Here is a 13,148-nt window from a genome sequence, read left to right on the forward strand (position 1 = left end):
GGCCGGGGTGAGGCGGTATTGAACAAAACTACCCTGCCGGTGGCGGGCTGTCGTGACACCGGGCAGGCCGCGATGAACTTGTGGATCGCGCCCGGCAATCAACTATTGAATCGGGTCACCAGTGCATTGAGTTCATGGGCGGTGGACTCAAGGTCGCCACCAATGCTGCAGGAGTGCACGGCAATATCGGCATTCTGGTCCGAGACCCGGGCGATATTGCTGATCTGCTCGGAGATTTCCTCGGCCACATGGGCCTGCTGCTCCGACGCCGCGGCCATCTGCTGGCTCATCTGGTGAATGCGCTCCACCGCCGAGTTGATGCCGTCCAGCGCCTGCTGGGTGCTGACTACCTGGGCCACCCCGGAGCGCGCCTCCACGCTGCCCTGGCGCGCCACTTCCACGGCCTGGCCCGCCACCTGCTGCAGGCTCTGGATGATGCGCTGGATGCTCTGGGTCGATTCCCGGGTCTTCGACGCCAGGGCCCGCACCTCATCGGCGACCACGGCGAACCCCCGGCCCTGCTCGCCGGCCCTCGCCGCCTCGATGGCTGCGTTCAAGGCCAGCAGGTTGGTCTGCTCGGCGATCGAATGGATCATGTTCGCCGCCACCTGGATCGACTGGGTTTCCTGCGCCAGGCCTTCCACCGACTGGCTGACCGCATCCACCGTATCTGCCAGTTTCTCGATCACCACCCGGGAACGGCGCGCCTCCAGGGAGCCCACCTGGGTCAGCTCGTTGACCTGGTCGGCCGCGGCGGCAGTGTCATGGATGTGCACCGAAACCTCGGCGATCGACGAAGCCATCTGGTTCATCGCCGTGGCCGCCATGTCGGCTTCGTCGCGCTGCTTGCCCAGGGCCGACTCGGCCTGGCGCGACAGGTTCTGGCTGGTGGAAGCCAGTGACGCCGCCTGGTTGGCGTAGTCCCCCAGGCGGCTGAGGGCGGTACGGATCTTCGCCGCCTCGCTGATCAGGATCATCTGCAGGCGTGCCACCGGGCCTCGCTCATCGGTATAGGTGCGGGCAATCAGCTCGCTGTCGAAACTGCCCAGGGACACCGCGCTGATGCGCCCCAGCAACTGCCCGGTGCGGTAGGCGCCGTGGGCCTGCACGGCAAAGAGCCCGAGCAGCGCCGCTCCCAGCCCGGCCCAGGGCCCGGCCAGCCAGCCGGCCATGGCGCTGGCCAGTACCGCCAGCAGCGGCGGCAGCACAAACACCCCGGCGCCCAGCAGCCGATGGCGCCAGGGCGTGGCCAGGCGGGTGCTGCGCAGGTGCGAGTACAGGGCGGCGGCGCGCTCCACCTGCTGGCGCTCGGGCTTGACCCGCACCGATTCGTAGCCGGCAATCACGCCCTGGCTGAATATCGGTGTGACATAGGCGTTGACCCAGTAATGATCACCGTTCTGGCAACGGTTCTTGACGATGCCCATCCAGCTCTTGCCGTCCTTGAGGTAGGACCACATATGGCCGAACACCGCTTCGGGCATGTCCGGATGGCGCACGATGTTGTGCGGGCTGCCAATCAGCTGTTCGCGGCTGAAACCGCTGACCGCAACGAACTCGTCATTGCAGTAAGTGATCTTGCCATGGGTATCGGTGGCGGAAATAAGCCGTTGTTCGGCAGGAAACACCCGCTCACGCTGAGTCACCGGGAGATTGTTTTTCATTTGAAAAACCTCGCAGGAAGTCTGGTAATTGCTCGTCATGATCAAACAGCAACTGGCGCATCCTGCGATTACCCGAAGACTTCTTCTGCGTACCTGCAGAACTTTCCCGAGCCTGATGAGCAATCCACTACAACAACTGCCCAGCGCCCGACCGAATCGAGTTTAGATAGCACTTTTAATCGCGCTATTGCCTCCAGGGAAATAACTTCCCTGGCAACGGAACTAGATTCAACTCTCTTGACCTGGATCAATACTTAGCCTGGCAAGCAATGCCCCGGCCGCCCCTGGTTGAGAACCGATGGCCCATCACCTACCTTCTCCAGGCCCCTAAGCCATAGAGCCGCGCCAATGCCTGCCTCCTGCCAAGAAACTGCCCGCCTGCTACTGCGCGCCCCGACCCTGGACGACCTGCCCCAGGCCTGTGCCATCCATGGCGACCCGCAGACCAACCGCTTCAACCCCAACGGCCCGATCAACGCTGCCGCCTGCGCCGACAAGCTGCACGGCTGGATCGAACACTGGCAGCAGCACGGTTTCGGCTACTGGGCCATCGCCCTGCGCAGCGACCCGCAACGACTGATCGGCTTCGGCGGGATCATGCAGGGCTTCTTCGGCCACGAGCCGGGGCTGAACCTGTACTTTCGCTTGCGCCCCGAGGCCTGGGGCCAGGGCTATGCCGCGGAAATGGCCCGGGCCGCCCTGCACCTGGCCTTCAGCGAACTGCATGCACCGCGGGTCACTGGCCTGGTGCGCCCCGACAACCTGCCCTCGCGGCGCGCCCTGGAGCGCCTGGGGCTGAGCCTGGAAGGCGAACTGGATGATTTTCCCGGCCAGGCGCCGAGCCTGCTGTACCGCATCAGCGCGCCGGACAACCCAGGCCCGGGCTAAGCCTCAGGGCAGGCACCCTGGCAGCCTGCACGGCGGATTCAACGGATTCGAGGATTGACAAAGCGATCGCCGGCTTTTAAAACTGGGCGCCTGATTCTTGAGCCTGCAGCGACCATGTCCCCAGCCACGCCCTTCATCCTTCGCACCATTGGCCTGTCGGCCAAGGTCGAGGCGCGCGTGGCCTGCAGCTCTAAATCGAAGAAACAGTCGCTCATGTGACCGGGGCGCTGTGTCCCGTCAGATGAGCTGACAGGACCTCAAGCGCTACGGACACCCTCCCCCTGCTTACCGCCCTTCTACTCTTCTGACGACGACCCGACGGTCAACCATCAGGAGAACACGCATGTCATCGTTTCAAGGTATCTGGGTCCCTATCGTCACCCCTTTCATCGACGGTGCCGTCGATTTCGCCGCCCTGGGGCGCTTGACCACTCACCTGCTGGAAAGCGGCGTAGCCGGGCTGGTGGTTTGCGGCACTACCGGCGAGGCCGCGGCCCTGGACAAGGACGAGCAGTTGGCGGTGCTCGATGCGGTGCTGGAGCGAGCCCCCGCCGGGAAGGTGATCATGGGGCTGGCGGGCAATAACCTGAAGTCGCTGCTGAGCCTGCAGGAACAGATCCTCGAGCGTGCGGTGGCCGCTTTGCTGGTGCCCGCGCCCTACTACATCCGGCCGTCGCAAGCAGCCCTGGAGAGCTTCTTCGCCACCGTGGCCGACGCCTCCAGCGTGCCGCTGATTGTCTACGACATTCCCTACCGCACCGGGGTGAGCCTGGACACCGCTACTTTGCTGAACATCGTGGCCCATCCACGGATCGCGGCGGTCAAGGACTGTGGCGGCAACCTGGAAAAGACCCTGGCGCTACTGGCCTGCGGGCAGATCGAAGTGCTGTGCGGCGAGGACCTGCAATTGTTCAACGCCTTGTGCCTGGGCGCCCATGGGGCCATTGCGGCCTCGGCGCATATCCACCCGCAACGGTTCGTCGCCTTGCTGCAACAGGTCCGGGCACAGCAACTGGACGCGGCCCGGAGCACCTTCATGCAACTAGTGCCGCTGATCAAGGCGCTGTTCGCCGAACCCAACCCGGCGCCGGTCAAGGCACTGCTGGCCCACCAGGGGTTGATCGGAACGCAGTTGCGAGCACCGATGCACGATTGCAGCGCCGCCCTGCAAACCCTGCTCCGCACCCTGTAGGAGCGGGCTTGCCGGCGAAGAGGCCGCCACGGCTCGCACCCGCCCCAGGTAGGCTTTCGCGGGCAAGCCAGCTCCTACAGCGATGCGACATCGGTGGGGTTCTTGCAGGTGCCTTCAGCGGATGGGCGGAATGCGGATCTGCCCGGCGCGGCACTGGTTCTTCACGCCTTTGCCGCAGGCGCCGAACTCCAGGTCCTTGGTCAGGCAAACACGAACCTCGGACAGCTCGGGGCCGCTGCACAGAATGGCGATGCCGTTCTCGGCGATCCCCGGGTTGCTCTGGCGAAACTGCTGGGCAATCTGGCTGGCCTCGAAATAGCGCACCGTGGTCGAAGGCTGCAGCGCCTCGGGAACCTGTACCCTGGCCAGGGCCTTGTCCGCGGCATCCAGGTACCCCATGGCCCCCAGGCCGCTGCAGGTGCCGTGCTTGCTCCACTCATGGTTCATCAGCTTGGCGGTGGGAAACAGGGTCAGGCCCTTGGCCCGTTCCTGGGCATTGAGCTGGGTCAGGGGTGGGCAAGACTCAGGCCAGCCACCCTTGGCGTATTGCGGCCACAGGCCGTGCAGGACAAAACCGTAGCCCTTGCCGGTGCACTGCTCGTTTTCCGGGTGCATGAGGCAGAAGGTCGGCGACCAGGACAGGGTCAGCAGGTAGTAGTCGAAGGTGCCCGCCACCGAATCGCGCTGCTGCTTGGGCTGACGTGCGTCGCTGATGCCCACCATCCCCAGGGTCAGCACCAGGGCTGCCATCAGGGTAAAAAACTTTCTCATCGTGACCTTCTCCTTGGGAAAGCGCATCGTCCTGGCCCCGCCATCGGGGTGGAACGGATTGAAAACAACCTGATCTTTCTGGCAGGCCGGCGTTGCCGGAACATGACAGCAATTGCCCGGTGTCCCGCAGAAGCCGGTCAGGCAGCGGCCCGGAGAATACCCGCCAATGCCCTAGGCGGCAGCGCCCTCACTGCGCCGATACAGGCCGACACCCAGCGCCAGCACCGCCAGCAGGCCGGCACAACTGCGGTTGATCCAGCCCATGACCCGGGCGGAAAAGCGCGCCATGGCCCGCCGGCCACCCACGGCATAGAGGCTCATCATCAGGCAGTCCACCAGGGCGCTGACCACGGCCAGGACCAGGTACTGCTCGGCCACCGGCTGCTCCGGGCGCACGAACTGCGGCACGAAGGCGGAGAAAAACAGCAGGCCCTTGGGGTTTGACAGCCCCACCAGCAACGCCCGGCGAAACGCCGACCAGCCGCTGGCCGAGGCCCCGCCCACCGTACAGGCCAGGGCACGGGTCGGCGCTCGCCACAAGCCCCAGGCCAGATACAGCAGATAGGCCGCGCCGCAGCTCTTGACCACCACGAACAGCTCTTGCGAGGCCTGCAGCAACGCCCCCAGGCCGCAGCCCACCGCGCCGATCAGCAGCAGGTCGGACAACGCCGCGCCGGCGATGCCCCAGCCAGCCACCCGCATGCCATGCACCGCGCCATTGTTCAAGGCCAGCAACATCGAGGGGCCGGGGGTAATCATCACCGCGCTGACGGTGACGATGTACAGCAGCAGGGTTGGTATATCCATGGGTTCGCTCCAAGGTCATCCGCCGCGATCCGAAATCGCCCGGAGCACCTCAGGGCGCCCACTACGCGGGGGGCAAAATATGACGGATCACTGCGGCACCGGGCAAGCACGACGGACCGCACACGCCACTCAGGCGTCGGGAACGCTGACGAAGATGCTGTAGCGGGCCCCTTCCATGGCTTCGAAGGCGATCAGTTTCTGCACCAGCGGTTCGCTGAGCACCTTGCCGGCATTGAGCAGCAACATGCCGTTGTCGGCATTCAGGTTGCGCCGCAGGACCATCCCGGCCTGCAGCTCCCGGGTTCCCAGGACCTTGACCGTCGGATCATCGACGGTGACATCGCTCTGGTAGGCGGCACAGACCTGGACAAAGTCTTCCACCAGATTCGGGTCGTACAGGCGGCCCGCGTACTTGCGAATGAACAGCAGGGCTTCATCGCTGTTCATGTGCCGCTCCAGAATCAGCCCGCACTGCAATTCGATGAAATCCACCGCCAGCTTCAACAGCCGGGAGCCCCAGGGAATCGCCTCGCCCTTGAGGCGCTGGGGAAAGCCGCTGCCGTCCCAGCGCTCCTGGTGATGAAGGATCAGCCGCGCGGCATCCTGCATCGGTTCCAGTGCCATCAGCACCGATTCGCTCTGCTCGGGATAGGCGCGGTAGCGCGCCTGATCGGTATGGCGCAACAAGTCCGCCGGCGCCAGCAGCATGGCATCGCTCCAGCTCAACTTGCCGATATTGTACAGGGCCGCCGCCATGGTCAGGTCGCGGCTGCTGGCCTCGTCCAGGCCGTGCCTTTTGCAGCAGGCACGCACCAGTTCGATGATCTTGCGGTTGGTTTGCTTGTCCGCGGGCAGCCGCAGGTTGGCCAGCAGCGAAAACACCTCGGTGGCGGTCACATAGCTGTGCTTGAGTTCTTCGTAGGCCAGGTCGAGCATGTCGGCAGTCTGCTGCAGCTCCGCGGTCCGCGAAGCCACATGCCGTTCCAGGCTGGCGTTGCTGGCCTTGAGTTGCTGGTTCTGCTCCAGGACCAACTGCTGCAAACGCTTGAGCTCACGCTCGGCGAGCTGGTGCTCCAGGGTCTGGCGCAGGATCAGCAGCAGCTCTTCGTCATTCCAGGGCTTGCTCAGGTACTGGTGGATCTGCCCGTCGTTGACGGCCTTGATGATGGTGTTCAGATCGGCATAACCGGTGAGCAGGATTCGCCGCACCGCCGGGTACTTCTCCCGCACCCGGGCCAGCAGGGCCGCGCCGTCCATGCCGGGCATGCGCGCGTCGCTCATCACCAGGTCGACGGGGCCTTCGGCGAGGATCTCCAGCGCTCTGGCGCCGCTGTTGGCCAGCAGCACTTCATAGGGCTCGGGACGCAGCAGGCGCTTGAGACTGTTGAGAATCGACTCCTCGTCGTCCACCAGCAACACACGTGGACGCCTACCTGGCTCAACCGGCTGCGGATCTTCCATGGGGCTCTCCCTGTGCGGCATAGGCTGCCCCGCTCCGTGCTCACGGACGGCTCGGCAGCGGCGGTTTTTCCCAGACAATCCTAGATGAGTTTTTTATTTTCACGCCATTGCCCCCCGCGAAATAAATTCGTCGGCCGCGGCACTGCGCAATGACTATGCTGACAACGTTGCAAGGCGGGCTCAGGGTACTAGGGAAGGTCTATGGACGCTGGCAGTGACGCACAGACAAAGGCACAAGGCGCCTCGGACCAGCCCCCAGGGCGGGCCAACCGACGGATCCTGATTGTCGATGACAGCCCGACAATCCATGAGGATTTCCACAAGATCCTGGCGCCGCGCCAGGCCCCGGACCTGAGCCTGGCCGAGCAACAGTTGTTCGGCCACGCCACGATGCCAGCGCAGCAAGCGCCCTTCTGCCTCGACTCGGCGTTCCAGGGCCAAGAGGCCCTGGCCCGGGTCGAAGCGTCCCTGGCCCTGGGCCTGCCCTATGCCATGGCGTTCATCGACATGCGCATGCCCCCCGGCTGGGATGGGCTGGAAACCATCGAGCGCTTGTGGAACGCCGACCCGGACCTGCAGATCGCCCTGTGCACCGCCTATTCCGACTATTCCTGGGAAGCCATGGCGCAACGCCTGGCATTCGGCGACCAGTTGCTGATCCTGAAAAAGCCCTTCGACAGCCTGGAAATCCGCCAGATGGCCAGCGCGCTGACCTGGAAGTGGCAGATGGCACAGGACGCCCGGCAGAAACTCGACGACCTGCAACAGACCATCGAAAGACGGGTGGCCGAACTGCTCAAGGTCTCCCACCTGCTGCACTACGACGTGCTCACCGGCCTGCCCTCCAGCACCTTGCTGGGGGACCGCCTGGGCCAGGCCATGGCACGGGCCCGCCGTTATGAGCAGCGGCTGGCGGTGATGTTCCTCGGCCTGGACCGGTTCAAGCGGATCAACCATGCCCTGGGATACCCGGCCGGGGACGAGTTGCTCAAGAGAATCGCCCGGCGCCTGGAACAAGGCATGCGCGAGTCGGACTCGCTGTTTCGCTACGGCTCCGACGAGTTCGTGGTGGTGCTCCATGACCAGCAGCATCCGGCGCAGATACGCGCGCTTGCGCAAAAGCTGCTGGCCACCGTGAGCCAGTTCGATGACATCGCCGGGCACGACCTGCAGGTGACGGCCAGCCTGGGCATCAGCCTGTACCCCGAGGATGGCCAGGATGCCCTGGCGCTGATCAAGAAAGCCGAGATGGCCATGCGCACCAGCAAGGAGCAGGCACCGGGCAGCTACTGTTTCTTCACCGATGACATGACGCACCGGGCCCGGGAGCAGCAATACCTGGAGTCGGGGATTCTCCAGGCCCTGGAACGCCGGGAGTTCCACCTGCATTACCAGCCGAAAATCCACCTGGCCTCGGGCAATGTGGTAGGCGCTGAAGCGCTGATTCGCTGGCAACGCCCGCAACAGGGCTGGATCAGCCCCGAGCTGTTCATTCCAGTGGCCGAAGACAGCGGCTTGATCACCCGCATCAGCCAATGGGTCCTGGGGGAAGCCACTCGCCAGTGCCGGGCCTGGCAGAACGCCGGCCTACCCCCTGTGCCGTTGTCCATCAACCTGTCGGCGGCTGACTTCAGGCAGCCGCAACTGCTCCAGCAACTGCGCGACGCGCTCAGCGACAACGCCCTGGACCCGGCCTGGCTGGAACTGGAAATCACCGAAGGCGTACTGCTGCAGAACGTCGAGGTCACGCTGGCTACCCTGCTGGCGATCAAGGCCCTGGGCGTGCGCCTGGCCGTCGATGATTTCGGTACCGGCTATTCGAGCCTGAGCTACCTGCGCAAGTTTCCCGTGGATGTGCTCAAGATCGACCAATCCTTCATCCACGGGCTGAGCCACGAACACAAGGACGCCGTACTGGTCAGCGCCATCATCAACCTGGGGCGCAGCCTGAACCTGAAGGTCATCGCCGAAGGGGTGGAGACGCACCAGCAACTGACCTTTCTCCAGCAGCAAGGCTGCGAGGAAGCCCAGGGCTACTACTTCAGCAAGGCGCTGCCCGCCGAAGACTTCGCTCGCCTGCTGGGCAAGCACAGGCCGCAGTTCCAGGTGACGGACCATGACCACTGAACAACCGCGCCAGCCGCCGCGCCGCCGCGCACGGGTACTGCTCCTGCTGCTCTGGGCAGGGCTGGGCGCCAGCAGCCCGAGCGCTTTTGCCGCGCCCCTGGACGAACCGCTCAAGCCGTTGCCCGCACCGCCGGCACTCGACCCCCAGCGGGTCGAGCTCGGGCGCCAGCTGTTCAACGAACCGCGCCTGTCCCAGGACCACAGCCTGTCCTGTGCCAGCTGCCACCGGCTGGACCAGGGCGGGGCCGACTCCCAGGCAAAATCGCCGGGTTTCAAGGGGCAACCCACCCGGGTCAACACCCCCAGCGTGTTCAATGCCGCGCTGAATTTCCTGCAGTTCTGGGACGGGCGCGTCGAATCCCTGGAAGCGCAGATCGACAGCGTCGTGCAAAGCCCCAGCGAGATGGGCAACACCTGGCCGGCGCTGATCCGCACCTTGAGCGATGACAGCGCCTACCAGAAGTCCTTCGGTGCCCTGTACCCGGACGGCATCACCGCAGCCAACGTGCAAAATGCCCTGGCCACCTATGAAAAGACCTTGCTCAGCGCCAACTCGCGGTTCGACCAGTACCTGCAAGGCAATACCGACATCCTCAGCCTGGAAGAAAAATACGGTTACCAGCGCTTCAAGGATTACGGCTGCATCGCCTGCCACCAGGGGGTCAATATCGGCGGCAACATGTTTCAGAAGTTCGGCGTGATGGGCGACTACTTCGCTGCCCGCGGCAACCCCACCGACGCCGACCTGGGGCGCTTCCTGGTCACCGGCGACGAACAGGACCGCAACGTGTTCAAGGTGCCCAGCCTGCGCAATGTCGCAGTGACTGCGCCCTACTTCCACGACGGTTCGGCGCCGACCCTGGAGCAGGCAGTGGAAGTCATGTTCAAGTATCAGCTGGGGCGCCCGCCCAATACCCAGGACATCAGCCTGATCGTCAAGTTTCTCAAGACCCTGACCGGCGAATGGCAGGGCAAGCCCTTATGAAGCTGTCCCGACGCGTGCCGATCATGCTGCTGTCGCTACTGACCCTGAGCCTGGTGCTGGGGCTGGCCTTTCTCTACTTCAAGACGGTGATCGGCCAGCCCTCGAACTACGTACTGGCGCGGGACCTGATCAGCCATATCAAGCAGTTGAATGCCCAATGGGAAACCGAGGTGCTCAAGGCTCGGATCGCCATCACCCACGACTACGATCCACTGGTCATGCCGGTGCAAGAGATCAACCAGCTGTGGAACCGCTTCGATCAGCTTTCACAACAGAACCACAATGACCCGGCCGCCTGGACGGCCGGCCACCAGGCGTTCATCGAGGCCTTCCAGGAAAAGGCCGGCCTGGTGGAGCGTTTCAAGACCCACAACGCGGTGCTGCGCAACTCCCTGGCCTTCCTGCCCACTGCCGAAGACGATATCCAGCGCCGCCTGGCCGGCCTTGACGACCAGGCGCGGCTGTCAGAGCAGACCATTGCCATCGATACCTATGACCTGCTGCTCAGCAGCCTGGAGTTCGCCCAGGTTTCCAGCGACGACCGGGCCGCAGACATCCTGGTGGGGCTGAACAAACTGGCGGTCAACAAGGAGCGCCTGCCCGAACCCATGCATGAGCCGGTGGAGATCCTCAGCAACCACGTCTCGGTGATTCTGCGGGAGCAGCCGGTGGTCAACGACCTGCTGGAGCGCATCACCTCGATCCCCATCGCCCAGCGCCTGGACGACATCACCCATCTGCTCAACGCCGATCAGTTGCAGGCCGATCTGCAGGACCAGAAGGCCCACCAGTACCTGCTGCTCTTTGCCGCCTTGCTGGTGATACTGATTCTCTACCTGGCCGTCAGGCTGGTACGCAGCTACGCGGTCATCCGCCGGGTGAACACGGCCCTGCAGAGCGCCAACGAGCATCTGGAACACCGGGTCGAGGAACGCACCCGGGAGCTCAAGGAAGCCCAGAGCGAACTCATGGACAGCGCCCGCCAGGCTGGCATGGCGGAAATTGCGACCAACGTCCTGCACAACGTCGGCAACGTGCTCAACAGCGTGAATATCTGCAGCGAAATGCTCAGCCGCACCCTGCGCTCCAGCAAGGCACAAGGGCTGGGCAAGGCCATGCAGTTGATCAATCAGCACCAGGATGACCTGGGGCATTTTTTCACCGAAGACGACAAAGGCAAGCTGCTCCCCGGCTACCTCAATCAATTGGTCGAAGCCATAGCCACCGAGCAGCAGGGCATGGGCGAAGAACTGGCTCAGTTGGCCCGCAGCGTCGACCACATCAAGGAAATCGTCGCCACCCAGCAATCCTATGCCGGAGCCTCTCGGCTGATAGAACCCCTGCGGGTCGCCGAGCTGATCGAAGACGCCCTGCGCATGAACTCCGGCGCCCTGGCCCGGCATCAGGTCACGGTGGTCAAGGACTATGGTCCGTTGCCTCCGGTGATGGGCGACAAGCACCGCATGCTGCTGATCCTGATCAACCTGATCAGCAACGCCAAGTACGCCATGTCCAACCTCGATGATCATTCACGGACCCTGACCCTGAGCGCCAGAGTGCTGGACGGCCAGACCCTGAGCATCAGCGTCAAGGATGAAGGCGAAGGCATCCCCGCGGAGAACCTGACGCGTATTTTTTCCCACGGCTTCACCACCCGCAAGGACGGCCACGGCTTCGGCTTGCATAGCTGCGCCCTGGCGGCCATGGAGATGGGTGGACAATTGAATGTGCACAGTGATGGCCCCGGCCTGGGCGCCACCTTCACTCTGGACATCCCGCTGATCAGCGCAGAGGACCCATGATGGACCAGTTGAACAATCGCCGGATCCTGCTGATCGACGATACCCCGTCGATCCACGAGGACTTTCGCAAGATCCTCACCCCGCCCGAGGCAGACGACAACGGTCTGGATGACCTGGAGGCACAGCTGTTCGGCGCCACGGCCAAGCCCCGGCAACAGCCTTTCGAACTGGATTCGGCCTACGGCGGCGAGGAAGGCCTGGCCATGGTCTGCCAGGCCCAGGAGCGGCAGCGTCCCTATGCCCTGGCGTTTGTCGACATGCGCATGCCCCAGGGCTGGGACGGCGCGCAGACCATCGAGCGCCTCTGGCAACAGGACCCGCGGCTACAGGTGGTGGTGTGCACCGCCTACTCCGACTATTCCTGGGAAGAGCTGCTGGAGCGCCTGCAGGGTCATCACCGCCTGCTGATCCTGAAGAAGCCCTTTGACAACATCGAAGTCCAGCAGATGGCCAACACCCTAACCAGCAAGTGGGAAATGACCGCCCGCGCGCTTTTGCAAATGCATCACCTGGAGCACCTGGTGCAGCAGCGCACCGAAGACCTGAGGCAGGCCGGGGCGGCGCTGCAACTGGAGATCGACGAACGCAAGCAGTTGGAAAACCAGCTGGTGCAATCGGAAAAACTGGCCTCCCTCGGGCAACTGGCCGCCGGGGTCGCCCACGAAATCAACAACCCCATCGGTTTCGTGTCCTCCAACCTCGGCAGCCTGGCAGGCTACCTGCAGCAGCTCGACCAGATGCTCAGCGCCTATCGCCAGGCCGAAGAAGCCATCGCCGCGCCGGAACTGCGCAAGCACCTGCAGAGCCTGCGCGAGAGCATCGACCTGGACTTCCTCCAGCAGGACATTCCGGTACTGATCAGGGAGTCCAAGGAAGGCATCGGCCGGGTGGCGCAGATCGTCAAGGACCTGAAGAACTTCTCCCGGGTCGACAGCGACCAGCAATGGCAGCTGGCGAGCCTGCAACAGGGCATCGACTCGACCCTGAACATCGTGGCCAACGAACTCAAGTACAAGGCCGACCTGGTCACCGACTACCAGCCGTTGCCGGAAATCGAATGCCTGCCCTCCCAACTCAATCAAGTGGTGATGAACCTGGTGGTCAACGCGGCGCAGGCCATAGGCCCCGAGCGCGGCACCATTACCCTGCGCAACGGCGTGGACGGCGAGCGGGTCTGGCTGGAGGTCAGCGACAGCGGCTGCGGCATCGACCAGGAGCACCTGGCCAAGATCTTCGACCCCTTCTTCACCACCAAGCCGGTGGGCCAGGGGACCGGCCTGGGCCTGTCGCTGTCCTACGGCATCGTCAAGAAGCACGGCGGGCAGATCAGCGTGCAGAGCCAGCCCGGCGTAGGCAGCACCTTTCGCGTGGAACTGCCGATCCGGCAGGCGCGCCAGGAGTTGCCCGCACAACCCTAGCCAAACCTCCCCCCCTACCGCTAAGGCCTGGTA

General features: G+C 64.1%; 10 protein-coding genes and 1 pseudogene. 6 read left to right on the forward strand and 5 right to left on the reverse strand.

From position 1 onward, the window contains the following. Positions 1-98 precede the first annotated feature (98 nt). Positions 99-1,172, reverse strand: coding sequence for a methyl-accepting chemotaxis protein (locus AC1RMG_RS17560; protein ID WP_493170251.1), 1,074 nt, complete (start codon positions 1,170-1,172; stop codon positions 99-101). Between the two features lie 168 nt (positions 1,173-1,340). Next, positions 1,341-1,703 (reverse strand): annotated as a pseudogene (locus tag AC1RMG_RS17565) (PAS domain-containing protein); the annotation flags it as partial. A gap of 309 nt (positions 1,704-2,012) precedes the next feature. Between AC1RMG_RS17565 and AC1RMG_RS17570 the strand changes: the two are divergent. Next, entirely contained in the window at positions 2,013-2,552 is a 540-nt protein-coding gene (locus AC1RMG_RS17570) for a GNAT family N-acetyltransferase (RefSeq protein WP_103290934.1), read from the forward strand. A gap of 343 nt (positions 2,553-2,895) precedes the next feature. Continuing rightward, positions 2,896-3,744 (forward strand): 4-hydroxy-tetrahydrodipicolinate synthase, encoded by an 849-nt coding sequence (dapA, locus tag AC1RMG_RS17575; RefSeq protein WP_011061603.1) that lies wholly within the window; start codon positions 2,896-2,898, stop codon positions 3,742-3,744. Positions 3,745-3,858: 114 nt separating this feature from the next. Here the strand turns inward: dapA and AC1RMG_RS17580 are convergent, their stop codons facing one another. The 3 genes from AC1RMG_RS17580 to nosR form a co-directional block, all read right to left on the reverse strand. Then, a complete protein-coding gene (locus tag AC1RMG_RS17580) occupies positions 3,859-4,515 on the reverse strand; it encodes a ribonuclease T2 family protein (RefSeq protein ID WP_047336983.1) in 657 nt (218 codons plus the stop codon). A 171-nt stretch (positions 4,516-4,686) separates the two neighbouring features. Next, positions 4,687-5,322 (reverse strand): LysE family translocator, encoded by a 636-nt coding sequence (locus AC1RMG_RS17585; RefSeq protein ID WP_072450188.1) that lies wholly within the window; start codon positions 5,320-5,322, stop codon positions 4,687-4,689. A gap of 129 nt (positions 5,323-5,451) precedes the next feature. After that, positions 5,452-6,783: a response regulator c-di-GMP phosphodiesterase, NosR family gene (nosR, locus tag AC1RMG_RS17590; RefSeq protein ID WP_041118501.1), complete on the reverse strand. Its 1,332-nt coding sequence runs from the start codon at positions 6,781-6,783 to the stop codon at positions 5,452-5,454. 201 nt (positions 6,784-6,984) lie between these two features. On the opposite strand from nosR, the gene AC1RMG_RS17595 reads away from it, so the two are divergent. The 4 genes from AC1RMG_RS17595 to AC1RMG_RS17610 are packed head-to-tail and all read left to right on the forward strand — an operon-like array spanning position 6,985 to position 13,115. After that, positions 6,985-8,910: a GGDEF/EAL domain-containing response regulator gene (locus AC1RMG_RS17595; RefSeq protein ID WP_493169750.1), complete on the forward strand. Its 1,926-nt coding sequence runs from the start codon at positions 6,985-6,987 to the stop codon at positions 8,908-8,910. Continuing rightward, positions 8,900-9,895, forward strand: a complete 996-nt coding sequence (locus tag AC1RMG_RS17600; protein WP_493169752.1) for a cytochrome-c peroxidase — start codon at positions 8,900-8,902, stop codon at positions 9,893-9,895. Before AC1RMG_RS17595 ends, AC1RMG_RS17600 begins: the two co-directional genes overlap by 11 nt. Next, positions 9,892-11,697: a DAHL domain-containing protein gene (locus AC1RMG_RS17605; protein ID WP_370059213.1), complete on the forward strand. Its 1,806-nt coding sequence runs from the start codon at positions 9,892-9,894 to the stop codon at positions 11,695-11,697. Before AC1RMG_RS17600 ends, AC1RMG_RS17605 begins: the two co-directional genes overlap by 4 nt. Then, the gene (locus AC1RMG_RS17610) at positions 11,697-13,115 is read left to right on the forward strand and encodes an ATP-binding protein (RefSeq protein WP_011061610.1); all 1,419 of its coding nucleotides are present in this window, start codon (positions 11,697-11,699) and stop codon (positions 13,113-13,115) included. The genes AC1RMG_RS17605 and AC1RMG_RS17610 overlap by 1 nt, the downstream gene beginning before the upstream one ends. Positions 13,116-13,148 lie beyond the last annotated feature (33 nt).

Source organism: Pseudomonas sp. GW822-FHT04H02 (assembly GCF_058800645.1).